Source organism: Nocardioides sp. W7, assembly GCF_022919075.1.
Taxonomy (GTDB): domain Bacteria; phylum Actinomycetota; class Actinomycetes; order Propionibacteriales; family Nocardioidaceae; genus Nocardioides.
Genome location: NZ_CP095078.1, coordinates 680,233 through 704,024, shown reverse-complemented (window position 1 = coordinate 704,024; position 23,792 = coordinate 680,233). Strand labels below are relative to the sequence as shown.

Annotated in this window: 18 protein-coding genes and 1 pseudogene; 9 read left to right on the top strand and 10 right to left on the bottom strand. The window is 73.0% G+C overall.

The features are described 5' to 3' along the window. Positions 1-8 precede the first annotated feature (8 nt). From MUB56_RS03380 to MUB56_RS03370, 3 genes and pseudogenes are all read right to left on the bottom strand, one after another. Positions 9-1,199 (bottom strand): annotated as a pseudogene (locus MUB56_RS03380) (MFS transporter); the annotation flags it as partial. Positions 1,200-1,234: 35 nt separating this feature from the next. After that, positions 1,235-1,819, bottom strand: coding sequence for a helix-turn-helix domain-containing protein (locus MUB56_RS03375; RefSeq protein ID WP_244930507.1), 585 nt, complete (start codon positions 1,817-1,819; stop codon positions 1,235-1,237). 128 nt (positions 1,820-1,947) lie between these two features. Further along, positions 1,948-3,561 (bottom strand): FMN-binding glutamate synthase family protein, encoded by a 1,614-nt coding sequence (locus MUB56_RS03370; protein WP_244930506.1) that lies wholly within the window; start codon positions 3,559-3,561, stop codon positions 1,948-1,950. A 60-nt stretch (positions 3,562-3,621) separates the two neighbouring features. On the opposite strand from MUB56_RS03370, the gene MUB56_RS03365 reads away from it, so the two are divergent. The 4 genes from MUB56_RS03365 to MUB56_RS03350 are packed head-to-tail and all read left to right on the top strand — an operon-like array spanning position 3,622 to position 11,381. Beyond that, positions 3,622-6,960 carry a transglutaminase family protein gene (locus MUB56_RS03365; protein ID WP_244930505.1) on the top strand — a complete coding sequence of 1,113 codons (3,339 nt, stop codon included), beginning with the start codon at positions 3,622-3,624 and terminating at the stop codon, positions 6,958-6,960. 7 nt (positions 6,961-6,967) lie between these two features. Beyond that, positions 6,968-9,466 (top strand): circularly permuted type 2 ATP-grasp protein, encoded by a 2,499-nt coding sequence (locus MUB56_RS03360; protein WP_244930504.1) that lies wholly within the window; start codon positions 6,968-6,970, stop codon positions 9,464-9,466. Beyond that, on the top strand, positions 9,463-10,377 hold the full coding sequence (locus MUB56_RS03355; RefSeq protein ID WP_244930503.1) for a transglutaminase family protein: 915 nt from the start codon (positions 9,463-9,465) through the stop codon (positions 10,375-10,377). The genes MUB56_RS03360 and MUB56_RS03355 overlap by 4 nt, the downstream gene beginning before the upstream one ends. Beyond that, positions 10,374-11,381, top strand: coding sequence for a putative zinc-binding metallopeptidase (locus MUB56_RS03350; protein ID WP_244930502.1), 1,008 nt, complete (start codon positions 10,374-10,376; stop codon positions 11,379-11,381). Before MUB56_RS03355 ends, MUB56_RS03350 begins: the two co-directional genes overlap by 4 nt. A gap of 34 nt (positions 11,382-11,415) precedes the next feature. Here MUB56_RS03350 and MUB56_RS03345 read toward each other — a convergent pair whose 3' ends face one another. Both MUB56_RS03345 and MUB56_RS03340 read right to left on the bottom strand, forming a co-directional pair. After that, positions 11,416-12,189: a DUF559 domain-containing protein gene (locus tag MUB56_RS03345; protein ID WP_244930501.1), complete on the bottom strand. Its 774-nt coding sequence runs from the start codon at positions 12,187-12,189 to the stop codon at positions 11,416-11,418. Between the two features lie 175 nt (positions 12,190-12,364). Beyond that, positions 12,365-13,273 carry a M15 family metallopeptidase gene (locus tag MUB56_RS03340; RefSeq protein WP_244930500.1) on the bottom strand — a complete coding sequence of 303 codons (909 nt, stop codon included), beginning with the start codon at positions 13,271-13,273 and terminating at the stop codon, positions 12,365-12,367. A 51-nt stretch (positions 13,274-13,324) separates the two neighbouring features. On the opposite strand from MUB56_RS03340, the gene MUB56_RS03335 reads away from it, so the two are divergent. Both MUB56_RS03335 and MUB56_RS03330 read left to right on the top strand, forming a co-directional pair. Further along, positions 13,325-14,305, top strand: a complete 981-nt coding sequence (locus tag MUB56_RS03335) for a glutathione S-transferase C-terminal domain-containing protein (protein ID WP_244930499.1) — start codon at positions 13,325-13,327, stop codon at positions 14,303-14,305. A 9-nt stretch (positions 14,306-14,314) separates the two neighbouring features. Next, positions 14,315-15,241, top strand: a complete 927-nt coding sequence (locus tag MUB56_RS03330) for a cation diffusion facilitator family transporter (RefSeq protein WP_244930498.1) — start codon at positions 14,315-14,317, stop codon at positions 15,239-15,241. A 10-nt stretch (positions 15,242-15,251) separates the two neighbouring features. Here MUB56_RS03330 and MUB56_RS03325 read toward each other — a convergent pair whose 3' ends face one another. Beyond that, a complete protein-coding gene (locus tag MUB56_RS03325; RefSeq protein WP_244930497.1) occupies positions 15,252-15,707 on the bottom strand; it encodes an SRPBCC family protein in 456 nt (151 codons plus the stop codon). 328 nt (positions 15,708-16,035) lie between these two features. Between MUB56_RS03325 and pdhA the strand changes: the two genes are divergently transcribed. The 3 genes from pdhA (at position 16,036) to MUB56_RS03310 (ending at position 19,565) form a co-directional block, all read left to right on the top strand. Beyond that, entirely contained in the window at positions 16,036-17,115 is a 1,080-nt protein-coding gene (pdhA, locus tag MUB56_RS03320; protein WP_348536722.1) for a pyruvate dehydrogenase (acetyl-transferring) E1 component subunit alpha, read from the top strand. A gap of 67 nt (positions 17,116-17,182) precedes the next feature. Beyond that, positions 17,183-18,163 carry an alpha-ketoacid dehydrogenase subunit beta gene (locus MUB56_RS03315; protein ID WP_244930495.1) on the top strand — a complete coding sequence of 327 codons (981 nt, stop codon included), beginning with the start codon at positions 17,183-17,185 and terminating at the stop codon, positions 18,161-18,163. Positions 18,164-18,176: 13 nt separating this feature from the next. Then, a complete protein-coding gene (locus MUB56_RS03310) occupies positions 18,177-19,565 on the top strand; it encodes a dihydrolipoamide acetyltransferase family protein (RefSeq protein ID WP_244930494.1) in 1,389 nt (462 codons plus the stop codon). 121 nt (positions 19,566-19,686) lie between these two features. On the opposite strand, the gene MUB56_RS03305 is transcribed toward MUB56_RS03310, so the two are convergent. The 4 genes from MUB56_RS03305 to MUB56_RS03290 all read right to left on the bottom strand — a co-directional run bounded on the left by MUB56_RS03305 (position 19,687) and on the right by MUB56_RS03290 (position 23,784). Then, positions 19,687-20,463 (bottom strand): SDR family oxidoreductase, encoded by a 777-nt coding sequence (locus MUB56_RS03305; RefSeq protein ID WP_244930493.1) that lies wholly within the window; start codon positions 20,461-20,463, stop codon positions 19,687-19,689. Between the two features lie 183 nt (positions 20,464-20,646). Further along, positions 20,647-21,633, bottom strand: a complete 987-nt coding sequence (locus MUB56_RS03300) for an NAD-dependent epimerase/dehydratase family protein (RefSeq protein WP_244930492.1) — start codon at positions 21,631-21,633, stop codon at positions 20,647-20,649. Positions 21,634-21,754: 121 nt separating this feature from the next. Next, positions 21,755-23,221, bottom strand: a complete 1,467-nt coding sequence (locus MUB56_RS03295; RefSeq protein WP_244930491.1) for a M1 family metallopeptidase — start codon at positions 23,219-23,221, stop codon at positions 21,755-21,757. Continuing rightward, on the bottom strand, positions 23,218-23,784 hold the full coding sequence (locus tag MUB56_RS03290; protein ID WP_244930490.1) for an RNA polymerase sigma factor: 567 nt from the start codon (positions 23,782-23,784) through the stop codon (positions 23,218-23,220). Before MUB56_RS03290 ends, MUB56_RS03295 begins: the two co-directional genes overlap by 4 nt. Between the last annotated feature and the right edge of the window lie 8 nt (positions 23,785-23,792).

Sequence of the window (23,792 nt, the reverse complement as noted above, 5' to 3'; positions counted from 1 at the left end):
GGCCGCCGGTCCAGCTCCCGCCAGCGCGGGTCGAGGGCGGGCAGCGTGGTGATGAGGAAGTACGCCGCGCCGACGGCGAGCAGGGCGGGGGAGAGCCCGATGCCGCCGATCAGCACGCCGCCGAGCAGGCCGCCCAGCGGCATCAGCGCGAAGCACATCGCCGTGGTGAGCGAGGAGACCCGACCGACCAGCGGCTCGGGGATCCGCTCGAAGATCACCGCGCCGAGGACGGGGTTGAGGAAGCCGCACGCGAAGCCGCTCGCGACCGAGACCGCCAGCACCCCCCACAGCGGGGTGTCGAACGCCAGGACCACGAACCGCGGCGCCCCGCCGACCAGGAACGCCAGGAGATAGGTCCGGTAGCGCGGCAGCCGCGCCGCCCAGGCCGCCGCGCAGATCGCGCCGAGCGCGGACGCGCCGCCGAACACGGCCAGCACCACCCCGATTGCGGCCGCGCCCCCGCCGCGATCGTCGGCCCACACCGGCAGCAGCACCGTCGTGTAGGCGATGTCGAGCAGGTTGGTCAGCGCGACCATCACCGAGATGCCGAGCAGCACCGCGTCACCCCGCAGGAAGTCCCACCCCTCCCTCAGCTGTCGTCCATAGCCTGTGGACGAATCCGCCGAGTCGGCGCACATGTGCGCCGACTCGGCGACCTTCTCCACAGATCGGGGCAGGGCGCGGGTCGACCAGGCGAGCACGCCGGCGGACACGGCGAAGGTGAGCGCGTTGAGGACCAGCGCGTTCGCCGGCCCGAAGGCCGCGACCAGGCCACCCGCGAACGCGGCGCCGAGCATCCCCGACGTGCGCTCGACGGTCGAGTGCAGCCCCGTCGCCCGCTCGAGAGGTACGCCGGCCTCCCGGACCAGCGACGGCACCATCGCGTGCTTCGCCCCGTCGGCCGGACCTCGGAGCGCGCCGGCCAGCGCGACGAGCGCGAGGAAGACGGGGAAGCTCAGCAGGTCGAGCCCGTGCAGCAGCGGGATCGCCCCGATGGCCAGGACCGAGGCCAGGTCGCAGGTGATCGCCACCCGACGCGGGCCGACCCGGTCGATCACCGGGCCGCCGAGCACCTTCAGCAGCACCATCGGCAGCAGCTCCGCGAGCGCGACCAGCCCGGTCTTGGTGGCCGATCCGGTCGTCGTCAGGACGAACCAGGGCAGCGCGATCATCGACACCCGGGTGCCGGTCAGCGACACCGCCTCCGCGGTCAGCCAGCCGTACAGCGGCCGCCTCACGACGGGTCGCCACCGAGCCGGCCGGGGTAGGGGAAGGAGTGCAGGACGACCACGAAGTCCGCGCTCTCGTCGTCGACCGGGTCCTCGCTCCAGCCCTCGACCAGCTCCCCGATCGCGTCGACCAGCTCCCGCGCCCGGGCCGCCGTCAGCCGGATCCCCCAGTCGCTGAGCGTGGTCGCCTCCAGCCATTCCTGCGGCATCAGCGCCCGCTCCTCGACGGCCCGCTGCAGCAGGTCGGTGTGCACGACGGCCACGGACTGCGCGTACGCGTCGTACGTCTCCCGCTCCTCGGGGCTCGCGTCGGCGAGGTCGGCGGGATCGGTGTAGGTCGACTGGTGCGCCGCCCGCCACCACCGGTCGCGGCCGTTGCCGCGCTCGGCGTCGTCCTCGACGAAGCCGTGGGTCGCCAGCTGACGCAGGTGGTACGACGTCGCGCCGGTGTTGAGCCCCAGCCGGGCGGCCAGGCCCGTGGCGGTGGCCGGCCCCTCGGTGCGCAGCAGGCCCAGGATGCGCAGCCGCACCGGGTGGCTGAGCGCCTTCAGCTGCTGCGGCGTCGGCGTGATCCGGGTGAGGTCGTCCATGCGTCCACGGTAGAACCGCAAAGAGTCATTTGCAAACAGTTCTTTGCGGTCGGTCTCGGCAGCTGTAACGCGATGTTCGCCGCACTACCCGCACGCTGCAGCAGGCGGGTAGTGCAGCGAACATCGCGTTACAGCGGGTCGCCGCCCGCCAGGTCGTCCCCGGCCGCCCCGTCCTCGGCGGTCTCGGGCGGGCCCTCGGTCCGGGTCTCCTCCTCGTCGGTGGCCGACATGATCCGCACGATCTCCTCGCGGTCGGCGGCCGACGGGAAGCCCCACTCCGGCTCGTAGTGGTAGACCTCGCCGAGCAGCCGGCCGTCGGCGAGGGTGTCGAGGACCTCGATGTCGTTCGGGCCGAGGAGGCCGGGGTGCTCGACCCCGCAGGTCTCGGAGACCTTCAGCAGGTCGCGCCGGAGGGTGCGCACGTAGTTGGCGACCCGCTCGCCCTTGGACACCGGCTCCAGGCCGTGGGCCAGCCAGCGGTTCTGGGTCGCGACGCCGGTCGGGCACTCGCCGGTGTGGCACTTCTGGGCCTGGACGCACCCGACCGCGAGCATCGCCTCCCGGGCCACGTTGACCATGTCGGCCCCCAGCGCGAAGGCCACCACGGCGTTGTCGGGCATGCCGAGCTTGCCGGCCCCGATGAAGGTGACGTCCTCGTGCAGCCCCCGCAGCGCGAACTCCCGGTAGACCCGGGCGAAGCCGATCCGGAACGGCAGCGAGACCGAGTCGGTGAAGATCAGCGGCGAAGCACCGGTGCCGCCCTCGCCGCCGTCGATGGTCACGAAATCCACCCCGCGGTCGCCGCGGGCCATCAGGTCGGTGAGCTCGCGCCAGAACCCGAGGTCGCCGACCGCCGACTTGATGCCCACCGGCAGCCCGGTCTCGGCCGCGAGCAGCTCGACGAAGTCCAGCAGCGAGTCGGGGGAGTCGAACTCCGCGTGCCGCGAGGGGCTCAGGCAGTCCACCCCCTCGGGCACCCCGCGGGTCTCGGCGATCTCGCGGGAGACCTTCGGCGCCGGCAGCACCCCGCCCAGGCCCGGCTTGGCGCCCTGGCTGAGCTTGATCTCCAGCGCCCGCACCGGCGCCGACGCGACCACCTCCTTCAGGCGCGGCAGGCTGAACCGCCCGTCGTCGTCGCGGCATCCGAAGTACGCCGTACCGATCTGGAAGACCAGCTCGCCGCCCATCCGGTGGTACGGCGAGATCGCGCCCTCGCCCGTGTTGTGCAGGCAGCCGGCGTCGGCCGCGCCCCGGTTGATCGCCTCGATCGCGTTGCCGGACAGGGAGCCGAAGCTCATCGCGGAGATGTTGACCACCGACGCCGGGCGGAAGGCGTGCCGGCGCCCGCGCGGGCCGCCCAGCACCTTCGCCGACGGCAGCTGCGCCTGCTGCCCGACCGCCCCGTGGCTCGGGTAGGCGCGGCCGAAGGTGCGGTGGTGCACGATCACGTTGCCCGTGCCGTGCTCGAGGTCGTTGTCGGTGCCGAAGCCGAAGTAGTTGTTCTCCAGCTTCGCCGACGCGTAGACCCAGCGCCGCTGGTCGCGGCTGAACGGGCGCTCCTCGTCGTTGGCGGCGACGACGTACTGCCGCAGCTCGGGCCCGATCCTCTCGAGCAGGAACCGCGCGTGCCCGAGGACCGGGAAGTTGCGCAGGATCGCATGGCGACGCTGGAGGAGATCGTGCGCGGCGACGGCGCCGACGGCGCCGACGGCCGCGACGGGGGCGGCCCAGAGCTTCTTCATGCCGACCGGTACCCGCTGCGACGTTACTGTTCGGCAACGTCCGTCGGGGAGGCTGTGCACATGTCGATCAAGGTCGCCCTCGAGCACCGGACCACCTACGACTTCGCCGAGCCCGTCAACGTCGGCCCGCACGTGGTCCGGCTGCGCCCGGCGCCGCACAGTCGTACGCCGATCGAGGCCTACTCCCTCGACGTCAAGCCGGCGAACCACTTCCTGAACTGGCAGCAGGACCCGTTCGGCAACTGGCTGGGCCGACTGGTCTTCCCGGAGAAGGTGACGACCCTCGACATCACCGTCGGCCTGGTCGCCGACCTGATGGTGATCAACCCCTTCGACTTCTTCATCGAGGAGTACGCCGAGCGCTTCCCCTTCGCCTACGAGCCGCAGCTGGCCGCCGACCTGGCGCCGTACCTGCGCCCCGTCGAGGACAGCAGCGAGGCCGCGGCCTGGAAGGAGAAGCTGGGTGACCTGCCCGACGACGGCGTCCCGACGGTGAACTTCCTGGCCGACCTGAACGCCGCCGTGCACCGCGACGTCGCCTACAGCGTCCGGATGGAGGCCGGCGTCCAGACCCCGGACGAGACGCTGCGGATCGGCATCGGCTCGTGCCGCGACAGCGCCTGGCTGCTGGTCAGCCTGCTGCGGCAGCACGGCCTCGCGGCGAGGTTCGTCTCCGGCTACCTGGTCCAGCTCGCCGCCGACCAGGAGGCGCTCGACGGGCCGAGCGGCCCGGCGCAGGACTTCACCGACCTGCACGCCTGGGCCGAGGTGTTCGTGCCCGGCGCGGGCTGGGTGGGCATGGACCCGACCAGCAGCCTGTTCGCCGGCGAGGGCCACATCCCGCTCAGCGCCACCCCGCACCCGAGCAGCGCCGCGCCGATCGAGGGCGCGACCGACCCGGTCCAGGTGACCTTCTCCTTCCACAACGAGGTGACCCGGGTCCACGAGGACCCGCGCGTCACCAAGCCCTACACCGACGCCGAGTGGGGCCGCATCGACGCGCTCGGCGAGGCCGTCGACGCGCGGCTGCGGGAGGGCGACGTCCGCCTGACCATGGGCGGCGAGCCGACGTTCGTCTCCCTCGACGACTCGACCAGCGCGCAGTGGAACACCGACGCCGACGGCCCCGAGAAGCGGGCGCTCGCGACCGAGCTGGCCGAGCGGCTGCGCACGACGTACGCCGCCGGCGGGGTCGTGCACCGCGGGCAGGGCAAGTGGTACCCCGGCGAGCCGCTGCCGCGCTGGAACATCGCGCTGCAGTGGCGCACCGACGGCGTACCGCTCTGGCAGGACCCGGCGCTCTTCGCCGACCCCTGGGGGGTCTCGACAAGCTCGACCACCGGAACCGACGAGGCGGCGACCGAGCACGCCGAGGCGCTGGCCCGGCGGGTCACGCAGGTGCTCGGGCTGCCCGCGGAGCAGCTGCGGCCGGCGTACGAGGACCCGCTCGCCGCGCTCGCCGAGGACGTACGACGCCCGGACGGCGAGCGGCCGGCGAGCGATGGTCTCGATACGCTCGCTGGCGCTCGCTACTCGACCACCAAAGCAGCGGTCGTGGAGCTGGACGCGAGCATCACCACCCCCACGGGCTGGGTGCTGCCGATCGTCACCGGCGAGGAGTGGACCAGCCCGGCCTGGCGGTTCCGTCGGGGCCGCCTGGTGCTGACCGGGGGCACCAGCGCGGTCGGGCTGCGGCTGCCGCTGGACGCGATCTCGTGGGAGGACCCCGAGCACCCGGGCGACTGGCCGGCGCCGGAGAAGAGCACGCCGCTGGAGCCGAAGGTGCCGGTCGTGACCGTGATCAGCCCGGAGGGTGCGCCCACCACGGCGCTCGCCTTCGAGGCCCGCGACGGCCACGTGCACGTGTTCCTGCCGCCGACCGAGCGGCTGGAGGACTACGCCGACCTGCTCCGGCTGATCGAGGTCGCGACCCGCAGGATCGGCTGCCCGATCGTGCTCGAGGGCTACGGCCCGCCCGCCGACAGCCGGCTGACCCAGCTCGTCGTCACCCCCGACCCCGGCGTGATCGAGGTCAACGTGCAGCCGACCGCGAGCTGGGCCGAGCAGCGGGCCCTGACCGAGACGCTCTACGAGGAGGCCCGGCAGGCCCGGCTGACCACCGAGAAGTTCGACCTCGACGGCCTGCACACCGGCACCGGCGGCGGCAACCACCTCACCCTCGGCGGCACCCAGCCGAGCGACAGCCCGCTGCTCCGCCGGCCCGACCTGCTGGTCAGCCTGATCACCTACTGGCAGCGGCACCCGTCGCTGTCGTACCTCTTCTCGGGCCGCTTCATCGGCCCCACCAGCCAGGCCCCGCGCTTCGACGAGGGCCGGCCGGAGGCGACGTACGAGATGGAGATCGCCTTCGCCGAGGTCGCCCGGCTGGTCGCCGAGCAGGAGGAGCACGGCCTGGAGCCGCGGCCGTGGCTGGTCGACCGGGCGCTGCGGCACCTGCTGACCGACCTGACCGGCAACACCCACCGCGCCGAGTTCTGCATCGACAAGCTGTACAGCCCCGACTCCTCCCGCGGCCGGCTCGGGCTGCTGGAGCTGCGCGGCTTCGAGATGCCGCCGCACCCGCAGCTGGCGCTGGTGCAGGCGCTGCTGGTGCGCAGCCTGGTCGCGATGCTGTGGGAGCGGCCGCTCGTCGCGCCCCTGGTCCGCTGGGGTACCGCCCTGCACGAGGACTTCCTGCTCCCGCAGGGCGCGATCGCCGACCTCGGCGAGGTGGTCGCCGACCTGCGCGCGCACGGCATCGCGTTCGAGGAGTCCTGGCTGGCGCCGTTCACGGAGTTCCGCTTCCCGCGGATCGGGGCCACGCGGGTCTCGACAGGCTCGACCACCGGAGGGGAGGTCGAGCTGGAGCTGCGCCAGGCGATCGAGCCCTGGCACGTGCTGGGCGAGGAGGCCACCGCCGGCGGTACGGCGCGCTACGTCGACTCGAGCGTCGAGCGGCTGCAGATCTCCGTTCGCGGGATCGACCTGCACCGCCACCTGGTCACGTGCCAGGGTGTCCCGGTGCCCCTCACGCCGACCGGTGTCCCGGGCGAGTTCTACGCCGGGGTCCGCTACCGCGCCTGGCAGCCCTCGTCGGCGCTGCACCCGTCCATCGCCGTGCACGCCCCGCTGCACGTCGACGTGGTCGACGTGGCCGCGGAGGTGAGCCTCGGCGGCGCGACGTACCACGTGGTGCACCCGGGCGGGCGCTCCTACGACCACCCGCCCGTCAACGCCAACGAGGCCGAGGCGCGCCGCGCGAGCCGGTTCGAGGCGCGCGGCCACACCGCGGGCCGCCTCGACGTCGCGGCGATCCGCGACGCCGGTCGCCGCGCGGCGAGCAGCGAGTACCCCCGCACCCTCGACCTGCGGCGGGTGCCGCCCAGACCGAGCCGGTGATCGGCGCGTGACCGTGCTGCGCGACTACGCGGAGAGCATCGGCCAGCCCCAGCTGGGCGACGAGCCGGCGCGCTACGACGAGGTCGTCGGCCCGGACGGCTCGCTGCGCCCGGCCTGGAAGGGGCTCGCGGAGGTCGCCGTCGGCCTGACCCGTCCCGAGCTCGACCGGGTGCACGGCGACATCACCCGCTTCCTCGCCGACGACGGCGTCACCTACGCCCGCCCGGGCGAGCGCGCCGGCCCGTGGCGGCTGGACCCGGTGCCGCTGGTCATCGACGCCGCGACCTGGACCCGCCTCGAGGTCGGTCTCGCCCAGCGCGCGGAGCTCCTCAACGCGGTCCTCGCCGACCTGTACGGCGAGCAGCGGCTGCTGGCCGACGGCATCGTCCCGCCGGCCGTGGTGCTCGGCCACGGCGGCTTCACCCGCGTGGTCGCGCGCGCCTCGGCGACCGACCCGCGCCCGCTGGTGCTGTCCGCCACCGACCTGGGCCGCGACGCCGACGGGGCCTGGCGGGTGCTCGCCGACCGGGCACAGGCACCGTCCGGGATCGGGTACGCGATGGAGAACCGCCGCGTGGTCTCCCGGGTGATGCCGGAGCTCTACCGCGAGGCCGGCCTGCACCGGATCGAGCCGTACTTCTGGGCGCTGCGCTCCGCGCTGATCCAGTCCGCGCAGGGCGAGCTGGCCGACCCGCGCGTCGTCGTACTCTCGCCGGGCACGCACTCCGAGACGGCGTACGACCAGTCCTTCGTCGCCTCGATGCTCGGCTTCCCGCTGGTCCAGGGCAGCGACCTGGTGGTCCGCGACGGCTGGGTGTGGATGAAGCGCCCGGGTCCCCAGCCGCTCGGCGGGCGCGCCGGCCTGGAGCGCGTCGACGTCATCCTGCGGCGGGTCGACGCCGCCTGGAGCGACCCGCTGGAGCTGCGCGGCGAGTCGCAGCTCGGCGTCGCCGGCCTGGTCGAGGCGGTACGCCGCGGCCGCGTCCGGGTCGTCAACGGACTCGGCGCGGGCGTGCTGGAGAACCCCGGCCTGCTGCCGTACCTGCCCGCCGCCTCGGAGGCGCTGCTCGGCGAGCCGTTGCGGCTGGCCGCCGTACCGACCTGGTGGTGCGGTGACCCCGACGGGCTCGACCACGTGCTGGACCGGCTCGACACCCTGGTGGTCCGGCCGATCGACGGCTCCGCGTCGGCGCTGGCCGGGCTGACCCGGACCGCCCTGCGCGAGCGGCTGCTCGACGAGCCGCACCGTTACGTCGGCCAGGAGACCCTGCCGCTGTCCCAGTCGCCGACCTGGTCGCCGACGGGGCCGCGGCCGCGCGCGCTGACACTGCGCACCTTCACGCTGCGCTACGGCTCGGCGTACCGCCCGATGGTCGGGGGCCTCGCGCACGTCTACGAGACGGGCGGCGGCGTCGACCGGGCGGCCGGGAGCAAGGACGTGTGGGTCCTGAAGGCGGCGCCGGGCGACCCCGACCAGGGGCTGGCCGAGGTGCTGCCGATGACCAACGTCCGGTCCGCGGCGGTGCTGGTGCCGCGGATCCTGGAGGACATGTTCTGGTTCGGCCGCTACGCCGAGCGCGCCGAGGACCTGCTGCGCCTGGTGCTGGCCGCGCACGCGCTGGCCGAGGACTTCGGCACCCGGCCGCGCTCGACCGGCGGGGCCGGCCTCGCGGTGATGATGGGGGCCGTGCAGCGGCTCGCGGGTCACCGGTACGACGACCTCGACGAGGAGTTCCGCTCGCTGGTGCTCGACGCTGGCCGGACCGGGTCGGCCGCGCACGCGATCGGCGGGCTCCGCGACGCGCTGCAGGGGGTCCGCGACCAGCTCTCCGGTGACATCTGGCGTGCCTTCGGCACCACCGACCGGGCCACCGAGGCGCTGCTCGCCTCGCCGCACAGCCACCAGATCGCCGAGAGCGCCGGCCGGATGCTGACGGGGATCCTGTCCCTGCAGGGGGTCACCGCCAGCATGATCCGCGACGCCGGCTGGCACATGCTCGGTGCGGGCCGGTCCCTCGAGCGGGGCCTCCAGCTGGGCCACCTGCTCCGCGGCACGACCACGGTCCGGCGCGGCCTGGACGTCGACCGCGAGGTGCTCAACGCCGTGCTGCTCTCGGCCGAGAGTGCGGTCACCCACCGGCGCCGCTACCGCGGCTACGTCCGCCCGGCCGGCGTGCTCGACCTGCTGCTCATGGACGCCGACAACCCCCGCTCGCTGGCGTTCTGCCTCGCCGACCTGCGGGTGCACCTGGCCGCGCTGCCCGCCTCGACCGGCTCGACCCGGCCCGAGCGGCTCCTCGACGACCTGGTGGCCGACCTGGAGGCGCAGGAGCTCGCGGCGCTGGTCGCCATCGGCGGGGTGGGTCGGCCCAACCTGGAGACCTTCCTCGACTCGTTCCTGGGCCAGCTCGACCGCCTCGGCGAGGCGATCGCCGAGCTGCACCTCGCCGGCGGCCCGGCGCCACGGCCGATCACCGCGATGACGTTGGTCGAGGAGCCGGCGTGATCGCCTACCGGGTCACCCACCGCACGACCTACTCCTACGACGAGGACGTCACCGACTCGCTGGGCATCGCCCACCTGGTGCCGCGCGAGCTGCCCTGGCAGCAGGTCACGGCGACCCGGGTCACCGTCGACCCCGACCCGGGCGACCTGTCCCACGACACCGACCACTACGGCAACACGGTCAGCTACTTCCAGGTCACCCGCGACCATCGGCGGCTCGAGGTCTCGGCCGTCAGCGACGTCACGGTCGAGACCCCGTCGTACGACGCCCCGGCGCTGGCCACCCCGTGGGAGCGGGCGCGGCCGCTGCTCGCGCCGCGGACCCCGGGCGCCTGGCGGGCCACCGACTTCGCGCTCGCCTCCGAGCAGGTCGAGCACCCGCCCGAGGCCCGGGCGTACGCCGCGATCTCGCTGCTGTCGGGCCGGCCGGTCGGGGAGGCCGCGACCGAGCTGATGCACCGCATCCACGCCGACTTCGACTACGACCAGAAGGCCACCACCGTCACCAGCACGGTGCCGGAGATCCTCGCCAGCCGCGCCGGGGTCTGCCAGGACTTCGCGCACCTGACCATCGCCTGCCTGCGCAGCCACGGGCTCGCGGCGCGCTACGTCAGCGGCTACCTCTCCACCGACCCGCCGCCGGGCAGAGAGCGGGTCGTGGGCGCAGACGCCTCGCACGCGTGGGTCGCGGTCTGGGCGCCCGACCCGGCCGGCGGCGACGGGACCTGGCTGGCCCTCGACCCGACCAACGACCAGGCCGCGAACGACCGCTACGTCACCGTCGCCTGGGGCCGCGACTACGGCGACGTACCGCCCGTGAAGGGCGTCATCTTCACCGAGGCCAAGCGGTCCACGCTGCGGGTGTCGGTCGACGTGGCGCCGGTCCTCGATTCGGGTACGACCCCCGCGTGAAGTCCTTCCGCTGCCGGGTGTGCGACAACCCGCTGTTCTTCGAGAACTCCGTGTGCGTCTCCTGCGGCACGGCCCTGGCCTTCTCCCGTGCGGAGCGGGCGATCGTGCCCGTCGACGAGCACGGTCGGTACGTCGACGCCGGCGGGCTGGTCTGGCACGTCTGCGCGAACCTCAACCTCTCCGGCTGCACCTGGCTCGCGCCGATCGAGGGCGGCCAGTGCTTCGCCTGCGACCTGACCCGGACCCGACCCAACGACGAGGACCTGGAGGGACTGGCGAACTTTCCGGTGGCCGAGCAGGCCAAGCGGCACCTCGTCGTCGACCTGGACACCCTCGGCTTCCCGGTGGTGGGCAAGGAGACCGATCCGGAGAACGGGCTGGCCTTCGACCTGCTCTCGTCCGCTCCGTCGGTCGAGGGTGGCTCGAACGTCGTGATCGGCCACGAGGACGGCGTGATCACCATCGACCTGGCCGAGGGCGACGACGCCTACCGCGAGCGGGTCCGCACGCAGCTCGCCGAGCCGTACCGCACCATGCTCGGCCACTTCCGCCACGAGGTCGGCCACTACTACGAGTGGCAGCTGGTCCGCGGCGAGGAACGGATGACGCGCTGCCGCGAGCTGTTCGGTGACGAGTCGGCGGACTACCAGGCCGAGATCGAGCGGCACTACGCGGAGGGCCCGCCCGCGGACTGGGCCGAGAACTACCTGTCGACGTACGCCACCATGCACCCGTTCGAGGACTTCGCCGAGACCTGGGCGCACTTCCTGCACATCAGCGACACCATCGAGACCGCCGGCGAGTACGGCCTGACCTCGGTCGCGCCGGTCACGGCGTTCTCCAGCTTCCGCGACGTCGTCACCGGCATCTGGGTCCCGCTCTCGGCCGCGCTGAACATGATCAACCGGAGCATGGGCAAGGACGACCTGTACCCGTTCGTGATCCCGGCCCCGGTGCTCGACAAGCTGGACTTCGTCGCCGGCCTCGCGCCGAGTCGCTCGTAGCCGGAATGACAGATGTCCGCCCGCGGGGGATTCCTCAGGCGGGCAGGCAGGTTGGACACCGGGCTTCTGTACGTCCGACTACGGCTGCCTCGAGCACCGCCTGGACGTCGAGTGGCTGCAGCATGACGTCCTCCCAGGAGAAGCGGAGCACCAGCCAGCCCGCCACGACGAACGCGTTGTAGCGGCGCGCGTCGCGAGCGAGGGCGGTCCGGCCGCCGTGCCACTCGAAGGAGTCGGCCTCCAGGATGATCCGCAGCCGCTCGTCGACCAGATCCGGCCTGCCCAGGAAGTGTGGCTCGCGGATGCTCACCTGTGGGACCACGGACAGGCCCTCGACCCGGCCCGCGATGGCGCGCAGCACCGACTCGAACGGGTTGGCCGCCCGGGCGTCGGCCGACTGCGCGACCTGCCGCGCCTGGGTCGCCCCAGGGCCGCGCGCGTCCCTGGTGATGGCCAGGAGCCGGGGCCGCGGGAAGCCGTCGCGGAGGGCCGAGTCCGCAACGGCGAGGGCACTGTCGAAGGGCTCCCGCCGCAGGCAGTCCAGCAGCGTCCGGTCCTTGCTCGTGACGATGCCGTCGACGTCGTCCGCGCCGAGGTCGGCGACGTGCAGCGAGACGGCACCGGCCGTGGCGGAGCGGATCCGCCGGCCACGTGGCACCGTGACCACCGGCCGATCGGGCACGGTCTGCACCGCCCACCCCCAGTGCAGCGCTGCGCTGAGTCCGGAGACAACCCCGGTCAGTCGATGGGCCGCGGCCAGCGCGTCGTCGACCGTCGGCAGCGCGTAGCGCCCCCGCTGGAGAGCCACGACGTCACCGCCGGCCAGGGCCCGGTCGACCGCGGTCCGCGAGGTGGCGGTGACCAGCTATCGACGGGTGGCGACCCCGCCGAGCTCGACCAGCACCTCCACCACGGACACCCGGCGAGCCTGCCGCCGTCGGGCGCGGTCCGCGACCGGCTATCCACAGCGGCCGAGCCGCCGGTCAGCGGCCGTTCTGCGAGAAGTGCTGGTAGTCCTTCAGCGACGCCCAGGCCCCGCCCCAGCCCCAGCCGATCCGGGCGAAGGCGCGCACGACCGGGCCGTCCGCGGTGATCATGCCGGGCCGCAGCCGCCCGCGGTCGAGGTACGACGACGCCAGCTCGGGGAGCACCACGTCGCCCTTCTCGTAGGGGTTCTGGAAGGAGTTCAGGTCCAGCGCCAGCCCGTAGGCGTGCTGGGAGTACGACGTCCCGCCGGTCACCGCCCGGCAGACGAACGCCTCGGTGTTGTTGCCGTCGCCGGTCGGGGCCGCGTCGAGCTCGGCGCGGGTGCTGATCCGCAGCTCCTCGATCGGGAAGTCCGCACGCCACAGCTCCCGGAACACCGAGACCAGGTCGTCGGCCGCCGACGACGCGACCAGGAGCTCGCCGGTGTGCCGCAGCCCGTCGAAGCCGCGGAAGGTCAGGCGGACCCAGGCGAGCTGGTCCCGGCTCACCGGGCAGCCAGGCTCCCAGGTCGAGCGCGTGAGCACGTCGTCCGGCGGCGGGGAGGCGACCTCGACCGCGAAGCCGTCGCCCGGCAGCGCCGGCAGCCGGTCGGGCAGCGTGAATCGACGCCGGCGCAGCTCCCGCGGGGTCGGCCGCACCTCGCCGTACCCGCTCGCCGCAACGGGGAGCGGTCGGGTGCCGAGCCAGGTCGGCGGCACGGTGCCGGGCCGGGGGCCGGGGGTGGGGGTGGGGCTCGACGGGGACGTCGACTTCCCCGGTTCAGCGGGGAAATCCCCGGGGCCCGGCTCAGCCGCCGGCGTGCCGGTCGACGTGGGCGCCCCGGATTCCGTCGGGCCCGGCGACGAGGGGTCGGGGTTGCTGCACGCGACGAGCAGCAGCACGAGGAGCGGGATCAGACGGCGCACGCCCGAACGCTACGGCCCGAGGTGGTTGAGTCTTCATCTACAGTGGCAGGCATGACTCCCGAGGCGGACCACACCCCGACGTACGTCGCCCAGGGCGGGGAGTTCGACCGGGACATGAGCTACATCCCGGACCGGATCACGAAAGACGAGCGGCGTCCCGAGCACGGGCCGGGCGACGTACCGCTGTGGCCCGTCGAGCCCGGCCGCTACCGCCTGGTCGCGGCGGCCGCCTGCCCGTGGGCCAACCGCGCCCTGATCGTCCGCAAGCTGCTCGGCCTGGAGGACGTCCTCTCCGCCGGCCTGCCCGGACCCACCCACGACCAGCGCAGCTGGACCTTCGACCTCGACCCCGGGGGTGTCGACCCGGTGCTCGGCATCCACTTCCTCAAGGACGCCTACGAGAAGCGCTTCCCGGGCTACCCGCGCGGCATCACGGTGCCGGCGATCGTCGAGGTGGCGACCGGCGAGGTCGTCACCAACGACTTCCCGTGGATCACCCACGACCTGTTCTTCGAGTGGCGCGAGCACCACCGCGCCGACGCTCCCGACCTGTGGCCGGCCGAGCTCCGCGACGAGATGGAGGTCGTGATGAAGCGGGTCTTCACCGAGGTCAACAACGGGGTCTACCGCTGCGGGTTCGCGGGCTCGCAGGAGGCGTACGACGCGGCGTACGACCGGCTCTGGACCGCGCTGGACTGGCTGGAGGAGCGGCTGGCAACCCGCCGCTACCTGATGGGCGAGGCGATCACCGAGGCCGACGTCCGGCTGTTCACGACCCTGGCCCGCTTCGACGCGGTCTACCACGGCCACTTCAAGTGCAACCGGCAGAAGCTGACCGAGCTGCCGCACCTGTGGGGCTACGCGCGCGACCTGTTCCAGACGCCCGGCTTCGGCGAGACGATCGACTTCGAGCAGATCAAGCGGCACTACTACGTCGTGCACACCGACGTGAACCCGTCCGGCATCGTGCCGCTCGGTCCCGATCCCGCCGGGTGGCACGCCCCGCACGGGCGCGACGGCACCGACCTCTAGCCTGGCCTGATGGGCCACTCGCACGACCACTCGCACGCGAGCGGACGGGCCGCCGACCGGGCCCGGCTGCGGCTGGTGCTGGCGATCACCGGCACCGTCCTGGTCATCGAGCTGGTCGGGGCCTGGCTGGCCGGCTCCCTCGCGCTGCTCGCCGACGCGGGCCACATGGCGACCGACACGGCCGCGATCGTGCTCGCCCTGGGGGCGTCGTACGTCGCCGCACGCCCGGCCGGCCCGCGCTCGACGTTCGGCCTGCACCGGGCCGAGGTGCTCGCCGCGCTGCTGAACGCCCTGGTGCTGCTGGGGGTCTGCGTCTACCTCGCGTACGCCGGCACGATGCGGCTGGTCGATCCCGGGACCGTCGAGGTCGAGGCCGGCCTGCTGATCGCCTTCGCGACCGCCGGCCTGGTCGCCAACGCGGTGTCCCTGCTGGTGCTGAGCCGCTCGGAGAGCGACTCGCTCAACCTGCGCGGCGCGCTCAACGAGGTGCTCGCCGACACCCTCGGCTCGGTCCTCGCGCTGGCCGCCGGCGTGGTGATCTGGCTGTGGGACTTCCAGCAGGCCGACCCGATCGCCTCGCTGCTGATCGCGGTGCTGATCCTGCCGCGGTCGGTGTCGCTGCTGAAGGACGCGGCCGTCGTACTCCTCGAGATCGCGCCGCGGGACCTCGACCTGGAGGAGGTACGCCGCCACCTGCTCGGCGTCCCCGGTGTCGTCGACGTCCACGACCTGCACGCCTGGACCATCACCAGCGGCATCCCCAGCCTGTCCGCCCACGTCACGGTCACCGACGCCTGTCTCGCCGAGCGCGGCGTCGGGGCCACCCTCGACGAGCTCAGCGGCTGCGTGAGCGACCACTTCGACGTCCGGCACACCACGTTCCAGGTCGAGCCCGCCAGCCACCGCGAGCACGAGGACCTCGGCGAGGTGCACTGACGGGCCAGACTCAGCCCGCCGGTGCCGCCGCGTCCTCCGCGGCAGCGGCCGCGAGCCGGACCAGGGTCTCCCGAACGGCGGCCTCGGTCTTCTTGCCGAACAGCGCGCGCAGCACCGGGCGCAGCAGTGCGGGGTAGCGGGTCAGGTCCCACGACTCGGTGACGCGGGTGCCGCCCTCGACCGGCTCCAGCTCGTAGCGCCAGCGGTGCGCGCCCTTGTGCCGCCACGCGATCAGCCGGTCCTCCTCGAACTCGACCACCCGGTTCGTGATCTTGTACGACGCGCCCTGCTTCATGTCCATGCCGAACTCCGCGCCGAGGCTGAGCCGCTCCGGGCCGGAGACGGTGCCCCTCACGGTCCCGGACCCGTCGATCCGCGGGTGCTGGCGCGGATCGGCGAGAATCGCGAAGACGACGCTCGGCGGAGCGGCGACGACGGTGCTGGCGGTGATGACGTCAGATCCCATGTGCCGAGCCTAGGGAGATGAGACGAATTGGGAGTCGCCCACGCGCCGAGCGGGACGTCCGGGCAGACTTGGTACGCCGATCTGCGCGGCGCTAGGTTGGCGGCACCTGTTTGTGGTCTCGATCACAGGCGCACCACCCCCGCGCCGAGTGTTCGACCCGTGACGCGGCATGGCGGTGACCCCACCAGGCCGGTGAACTGAAGGAGCGCGTGTGTCCCAGCTCGTCCCGCCCACAGATCCCTCCGCCGACCACTCCGACCGCGGAGCGGGTTTCGGCCCCGACCTCGCGGAGGTCTTCGGCCCCTCGCAGACCGATGGCGGCCCCGAGCTGGTGCAGCTCCTGACGCCCGAGGGCGAGCGGGTCCACCACCCGGAGTTCGACCTCGACTTCTCCGAGGAGCAGCTGCGCGGCTTCTACCGCGACATGGTGCTGACCCGGCGCCTCGACGTCGAGGCGACCGCCCTGCAGCGACACGGCGAGCTCGGCATCTGGGCCCAGCTGCTCGGCCAGGAGGCGGCGCAGATCGGCGCCGGTCGCGCGCTGCGCAAGCAGGACCACGTGTTCCCGACGTACCGCGAGCACGGCGTCGCCTGGTGCCGCGGCATCGACCCGCTCCGGCTGCTCGGGCTCTTCCGCGGCGTCGACCACGGTGACTGGGACCCCGAGGAGTTCGGCTTCGGGCTCTACACGATCGTCATCGGCGCGCAGACGCTGCACGCCACCGGCTACGCCATGGGCATGCAGCGCGACGGCGCCGTCGGCACGGGCGACGCCGACCGGGACGCGGCCGTGGTCGCGCACTTCGGCGACGGGGCGTCCTCCCAGGGCGACGTCAACGAGGCCTTCATCTTCGCGGCGTCGTACAACGCCCCGGTCGTCTTCTTCTGCCAGAACAACCAGTGGGCCATCTCGGAGCCGATCGAGCGGCAGACCCGGATCCCGCTCTACCAGCGCGCGCTCGGCTTCGGCTTCCCCGGCGTCCGCGTCGACGGCAACGACGTGCTCGCGACGTACGCCGTCACCCAGGCCGCGCTGCAGCGCGCCCGCGACGGGCAGGGGCCGACCCTCGTGGAGGCCTACACCTACCGGATGGGCGCGCACACCACGACTGACGACCCGACCCGCTACCGGCTCTCGGCCGACCTGGAGAGCTGGAAGCTGAAGGACCCGATCGCCCGGCTGGAGGCCTACCTCAAGCGCAACGGCTTCGCCGACGCCGCGTTCTTCGAGGAGCTCGACGACGAGGCCACCCAGTTCGGCGCGGCCCTGCGCGAGGGCTGCAAGGCGCTGCCCGACCCGAGCCCGCTGTCGATGTTCGACCAGGTGTACGCCGAGCAGACCGACGAGCTCGTCGCCCAGCGCGAGGGCTACGCGGCGTACCTCGACACCTTCGAGGAGGCCCGATGAATCACCCCACTCGATTCTTCGTCTCCCCCGCTTCGCTCCTCCGCCGAACAATCGATCGGGGACCCCGATGAGCACCAAGATCACCCTGGCCAAGGGGTTGAACATGGGCCTGCGCAAGGCCATGGAGGACGACTCGAAGGTCCTCGTGATGGGCGAGGACGTCGGCAAGCTCGGCGGCGTCTTCCGGATCACCGACGGCCTGCAGAAGGACTTCGGTGAGGACCGGGTGATCGACTCCCCGCTCGCCGAGTCGGGCATCGTCGGCACCGCCGTCGGGCTCGCGCTGCGCGGCTACCGGCCGGTGGTGGAGATCCAGTTCGACGGGTTCGTCTACCCGGCGTACGACCAGATCGTCTGCCAGGTCGCCAAGATGCACTTCCGCTCGCGCGGTCGCTCGAAGATGCCGATGGTCATCCGGATCCCGTTCGGTGGCGGCATCGGCGCGGTCGAGCACCACAGCGAGTCCCCGGAGGCGCAGTTCGCGCACACGCCCGGCCTGAAGGTCGTCGCCTGCTCCAACCCCGTCGACGGCTACTGGATGATCCAGCAGGCCATCGCCTGCGACGACCCGGTGATCTTCCTCGAGCCCAAGCGGCAGTACCACGCCGACAAGGCCGACCTCGACGAGTCGGCGACCCCGGAGCCGCTGTTCACCTCACGGGTCGTCCGGCCCGGCACCGACGTGACGCTGCTGGCCTACGGGCCGACCGTGAAGACCGCGATGAAGGCCGCCGAGGCCGCGGCCACCGAGGGTCGCTCGGTCGAGGTGATCGACCTGCGCACCCTCTCGCCGCTCGACATAGCGCCGGTCTACGAGTCCGTACGCCGCACCGGCCGCGCGGTCGTCTGCCACGAGGCGCACGTCAACCTCGGCATGGGCGCCGAGCTCTCGGCGCGGATCACCGAGGAGTGCTTCTACTCCCTGGAGGCGCCGGTGCTGCGCGTCGGTGGCTTCGACACGCCGTACCCCGCCTCGCGCATCGAGGAGGACTTCCTCCCCGACCTCGACCGGGTGCTGGACGCCGTCGACCGCAGCCTCGCCTTCTGATCGGAGACAGTTGATGCCTGAGTACAAGCTGCCCGACGTCGGAGAGGGCCTCACCGAGGCCGAGATCGTGGGCTGGAAGGTCAAGGTCGGCGACGTGATCGCCGTCAACGACGTGGTCGTCGAGATCGAGACGGCGAAGTCGCTGGTCGAGCTGCCCTCGCCGTACGCCGGCACCGTCACGGCGCTGCTCGTCGCCGAGGGCGAGACGGTCGAGGTCGGCACCTCCCTCCTGGCCGTGGGCGAGCCCGCGTCGGCTGTCGCGGCGCCGATGGAGATCGACCTGTCCAACCCCGCGGCCAGCGGTGGCGGCGAGGGCGAGAGCCTGGTCGGCCGCAACAAGGCCGACCGCGGCCCGACCCGCCGGGCGCGCCGGGTCGCCACCGGCGCCGGCGCCGGCGCGGCCAACGTGCAGACCCAGGCCGCGTTCGAGCCCGGCGCAGCACCGGTCGTCGAGGTCGAGATCGAGGACCTGGACCCAGCCGTCCCGGCGACGTCGGCCGCACCCCTTCCGGGTGCGGTGCGCGCGCTGGCCAAGCCGCCGGTGCGCAAGCTCGCCAAGGATCTCGGGGTCGACCTCGCCGCCTGTGCCGCCTCGGGTCCCCATGGCACGGTCACCCGGGCCGACGTGGAGGCGGCGGCCGGAGCGACGTCATCCGGTGAGAGCAACCGGTTGCTCCGTCCGGATGACGTCCGCGGCGACGGCGCCCGCGAGACCCGCGAGCCGATCAAGGGCGTGCGCAAGATGATGGGCGCCGCGATGGTCCAGTCGGCGTTCACCATCCCGCACGTCACCGAGTGGGTGACCATCGACGTCACCCGGACGATGGAGCTGGTCGAGCGGCTGCGCTCGCAGCGCGACCTGCGCGAGGTCAAGGTCTCGCCGCTGCTGGTGCTGGCGAAGGCGGTGATGCTGGCGATGCGTCGTACGCCCGAGATCAACTCGCTGTGGGACGACGCGGCCGGCGAGGTGGTGTTCAAGCACTACGTCAACCTCGGCATCGCGGCGGCGACCCCGCGCGGCCTGGTCGTGCCCAACGTCAAGGACGCCCAGGACCTGGCCCTGCCCGACCTGGCGCGTGCGCTCAACGAGCTCGCGGCGACGGCGCGCGAGGGGCGGACCCAGCCGGCCGAGATGAGCGGCGGGACGTTCACGATCACCAACGTCGGGCCGTTCGGAGTCGACGGCGGCACCCCGCTCATCAACCCGGGGGAGTCGGCGATCCTGTGCTTCGGGGCGGTCAAGAAGCAGCCCTGGGTGGTGGACGACGAGATCGTGGTCCGGCAGGTCTGCACGCTCGCGCTGTCCTTCGACCACCGCCACATCGACGGGGAGAAGGGCTCGCGCTTCCTCTCCGACGTGGCCGCGATCATGACGGACCCGGCCAGCGCGCTGCTGTTCTGAGGTACGACGGCGCGGCTGGTGCCGGGTGGCGGTGCGTGAGCAACCGTTCCGCATCGTCATTCGGTTGCCAGCTCACCGCCCAGGTGAGAGTGGCGCACGACGACCGTGATCCGGACCCGCCCTAGGGTCGCGGTGCCTGCGGGTGGGTGATCGCGTCGGTGCCGCCGTCGACCATCAGCACCACGCCGACGACCAGCGAGGCCGCGTCGGAGAGCAGGAAGCCGATCGCCGTGGCGACCTCCTCCGGACGGCCGGGCCGCCCGAGTGCGGTGGGGTAGGTGTCGGCGAACGGGCCGAAGACCGGGTCGGCGCGCAGCTGCTCGGTCATCGGCGTGGCGATCAGGCCGGGCGCGACGGCGTTCAGCCTGATCCCGGCGCCGGCCCACTCGGCGGTGACGCCGTGCGTGCGGGCCCACCAGGCCAGCGCGCCCTTGGTGGCGGGGTAGACCATCACGGCCTGGATCCCCGCGACGGCGTCCCGGGCGGTCGGCTCGTCGGCGCTCAGCAGCAGCTCGGCCAGGCCGGTGTCCCAGCCGGGCTGGCAGGTCATCGAGTTGGAGGCCAGCAGTACGACGCCCGCCCCTTCGGCCGCCGCCAGCTGGGGGCGGAGCCCCTCGACCAGGGCGATTGCGCCGAAGTAGTTCACCGACACCACCAGCTGCGGGTCGACGCCGGTGAAGCCGCCGACCCCGGCCGCCGGCACCAGGCCGTGCACCACGTCGGTCAGCCCCTGGACGCCCGCGACCGCCGCGGCCCGGCCCTCGACGGTGGACAGGTCGGCGATCACGTCGGCGTCCCGCTGGTCGACCGTGATCACCCGCCCGCCCTGCTCGCGCAGGTGGGCCGCGGTGGCAGCCCCGATCCCCGAGGCGGCTCCGGTCACGACGTAGGTCTTCACGAGCCGGAACTGTAACGCGTTCTAGGTCTGCCTGGCTGGCCGAGCCGTCACTTTCTCGGCACTTTTGACGGCGTGTCCTTGCGGGATTGACGGGTCGCTGAGCGGACGCCGTACGCCGCTCAGCGACCCGTCAATCTGTCCCCGACACGCCGCGAAAACCGCCGAGAAAGTGACGGGTCGCGCTCAGGAACGAGCCCGCCAGGCGGCGAGCACCTCGGCCTCCTCGTCGATGCTCAGGCCGGTGACGGTCGGGTCGGGCGTGGCGCGCAGCCAGGCGAGGGTGTCCCGGGCGGTGTCGGCCAGGGGGCGGAGCCGGAGGCCGGCGGCGAGGGACGGGGTGACGTCGTGGGCGAGCATTCCGTCGTACGCCGGCCGCGGCAGCCAGAGCGGGACCGAGCGCGGACCGGACCACGGTTGGACCTGCTGCGCCTCCAGCGCGTCCTGCGGCACCCAGGTCCAGGCCGGGTCCGCGTCGCAGCCGGCCGCCACCTCGGCGAGCAGCTCGCCGAGCGGCCGCACCGGGCCGACGCCGTCGAAGACACCGGTACGGCGGAGCTCGCAGCTGTCGACGATCCAGTCCGCCAGGTCCCGGACGTCGATCACCTGGACGGTGTCGGCCGGATCGCCGGGCGCGAGCACCTCCGGGTGCGGTCCGGCGTCGCCGAGCCGCGCCGGCCAGTAGCTGAACCGGCCGGTCGGGTCGCCCGGGCCCACGATCAGCCCCGGGCGGATCACCATCGAGGACGCGGTGCCCTCGGTGACCAGCTGCTCGCAGGCGACCTTCATCGGCCCGTACGCCTCCGGGTCGGTCGTCAGGTCGACGTCCTCCCGCACCGGCTCGCGGAGGGTCAGGCCGGCCGGGGTGCCGCCGGGCGTCGACTCGTCCGCATAGACGTTGATCGTCGAGACGAACACCCAGTGCGCGTCCGGGAGCCGCTCGACCGCCGCCCGGACCCAGGACGGGTGGCGTCCGACGTCGACCACTGCGTCGAACCCGGTCAGCTCGGCCGGCAGCGGCCGGGTCCGGTCGGTCTCCACGTGGCGGGCGCCGTCGGGGACCGAGCCCGACGTACCGCGACAGGCGCAGACGACCTCGTGCCCGCGTCGTACCGCCTCGGCCGCGACCGCCCGCGAGAGGAAGACCGTGCCGCCGAGCACCAGGATCCGCATGCGGGCGAGCCTCCCCGACCCGCCGCCCCCGGGCAACCACTTCTGCTGTGGACAGAAGGGCCGAGTCAGCACCAGTAGTGCTGACTCGGCCCGCTACTTCTGCTGACTCGGCGGGATGGGGTCAGTCGCGGGGTGGGGTGGTGGCGCCGAGCAGCCAGGCGTCGAAGAAGGCGGTGAGCTCCTCGCCGGTCTGCTCCTCGATCCAGGCGAGGTAGTCGTCGCGGTCGGAGTTCGCGTTGTCGCGGACGGCGGGCCACGCGCGCACCATCGACCAGAAGGCGTCCTCGCCGAGCTGCTCGCGCAGCTCCTGCCACATCAGGGCCGGGCCGAAGTAGATGTTCGACTCGCCGAACGAGCCCGGGTCGTAGTCACCCGGAGGGCCGGACTCGGTGCGGTCCTCCTGCTCGGCGTCGGCCCAGTCGTCCATCACCTCGCTGACCGGGATGCCCTGGGCGTCCGCCTCCCACGCGCCCTGGAAGTACATCGCCATGCCCTCGTTCATCCACACGTCGCGCCAGTCGCGCGGGGTGACCTGGTTGCCGTACCAGTGATGCGCCAGCTCGTGCACCAGCACCTCGGGCGAGGTGGCGTACTCGGTGTCGCCGAGCGTGATCATCGTCTGGGTCTCCATGCCGCTCTCGGAGTCGACGACCACGACGCCCAGGGTGTCGAAGGGGTACGGCCCGAGCCGCTCCTCCAGCCACGCGAGCCCGGCCGGCGTCTTCCGCAGCCGCTCGACGTACTCGGGCTCGTCGGTCGGCGTCCAGTAGGTGATGGGCACCCCGGAGGCCGACTCGTCCTCGGTCATCGTGAAGTCGCCCGTCGCGACCGTGACGAGGTACGACGCCGCGGGCTCGGCGAGGTGCCAACGCGTCTCGGCGACCCCCTCGGACTCGGTGCGCGAGAGGAGCTCGCCGTTGGCGACGCCGGTCCACGGCGCGGGCACGGTGAGGGTGAAGTCGTAGAGGGCCTTGTCGGAGGGCTGGTCGTTGACGGCGTACCAGGTGTAGGCGCCGAACGGCTCCTGCATCGTCCAGGTCTCGCCGTCGGCGGTGATCGTCCAGCCGGTGGTGCTGAAGTCGCTCCGGGTGGTGGGCGCGGATGCCGGCTCGGGGGTGCCGGCGTACGACAGGGAGAGCTCGTAGCGCCCGTCCTCCTCGACCGGGGAGAGGACGACGAGGTCCTTGCCGCGGTGCTCGACCTCGACCGGCTCGCCGTCGACGCTGACGTCGGCGACCTCGAGCGGCTCGCCCAGGTCGAGCTGGAACCGCTCGGCGGTCGTGGTGGCCCGGAAGGTGAGCACCTCGGTGCCGGTCAGCACCGACGCCCCGGGGTCCCAGTCGAGGGTCAGGTCGTAGTGCAGGGCGTCGACGCCGGGGTCGCCGACCTGCGGGTAGAGCGCGTCCTCGACCGGCTCGCTGACGGCCAGGTCGAGCTCCCCGGGCTCGGAAGGCTCGGCGGGATCGGCGTCCGACCTGGGGTCGGCGGACGGTGCCGGGCTCGGGTGGGCGTACGGCCCGTCGAGGTCGGTGGTGCAGCCGGTCAGGAGTACGGCGACCAGCACGCCCGACGCCGTCGTACGCCTCACTCCTGGCCCCGCAGCAGCGGCCGGGCCAGGCGGCGGCCGTGGTGGATCTGCGCCTTCACGGTGCCGAGCGGGACACCGACGAGGCGGGCGATCTCGTCGTACGGGAGTCCGTAGACGTCGCGCAGCAGCAGCGGCTCCACGAACTGCGGGTGGTCGCGCTCGATGGTCTCCATCGCCTCGAGGAGGTCGAGGCGGGTGCCGGCGATGACGCTGGTGGTGCGGGGGTCGGGCCGCTCGAGGGGCCCGTGGTCGTGCGGGTCGGTGGCGACCGCCTGGTTCTTCAGCCGCCGGTACGTCGACCGCGCGCTGTTCATCGCCACCACGTGCAGCCAGGTGGTGAACCGGCCCTCGCCGTGCCAGCCGCCGATCTTCGTGGCGACGTTGAGCAGCGCCTCCTGGCAGGCGTCCTCCGCGTCGGAGCTGTACGGCAGGACGCCGCGGCAGACGTTCAGCGCCCGCGGCCGCACGGTCGTCAGCAGCGCCTCGAGGGCGTCGCGGTCGCCGTCACGGGCTCGTCGCGCGAGCTCGTCGATCTCGTCCGCGCCCAGCGGCTCCGCCGTCATGCCCCGAT

What these genes read in the sequence shown, in the direction of transcription:
- MUB56_RS03375 (WP_244930507.1), bottom strand. Translation starts at nt 1,819, where the DNA reads ATGGACGACCTCACCCGGATCACGCCGACGCCGCAGCAGCTGAAGGCG.
- MUB56_RS03370 (WP_244930506.1), bottom strand. Translation starts at nt 3,561, where the DNA reads ATGAAGAAGCTCTGGGCCGCCCCCGTCGCGGCCGTCGGCGCCGTCGGC.
- MUB56_RS03365 (WP_244930505.1), top strand. Translation starts at nt 3,622, where the DNA reads ATGTCGATCAAGGTCGCCCTCGAGCACCGGACCACCTACGACTTCGCC.
- MUB56_RS03335 (WP_244930499.1), top strand. Translation starts at nt 13,325, where the DNA reads ATGACTCCCGAGGCGGACCACACCCCGACGTACGTCGCCCAGGGCGGG.
- MUB56_RS03330 (WP_244930498.1), top strand. Translation starts at nt 14,315, where the DNA reads ATGGGCCACTCGCACGACCACTCGCACGCGAGCGGACGGGCCGCCGAC.
- MUB56_RS03325 (WP_244930497.1), bottom strand. Translation starts at nt 15,707, where the DNA reads ATGGGATCTGACGTCATCACCGCCAGCACCGTCGTCGCCGCTCCGCCG.
- MUB56_RS03315 (WP_244930495.1), top strand. Translation starts at nt 17,183, where the DNA reads ATGAGCACCAAGATCACCCTGGCCAAGGGGTTGAACATGGGCCTGCGC.
- MUB56_RS03310 (WP_244930494.1), top strand. Translation starts at nt 18,177, where the DNA reads ATGCCTGAGTACAAGCTGCCCGACGTCGGAGAGGGCCTCACCGAGGCC.
- MUB56_RS03300 (WP_244930492.1), bottom strand. Translation starts at nt 21,633, where the DNA reads ATGCGGATCCTGGTGCTCGGCGGCACGGTCTTCCTCTCGCGGGCGGTC.
- MUB56_RS03290 (WP_244930490.1), bottom strand. Translation starts at nt 23,784, where the DNA reads ATGACGGCGGAGCCGCTGGGCGCGGACGAGATCGACGAGCTCGCGCGA.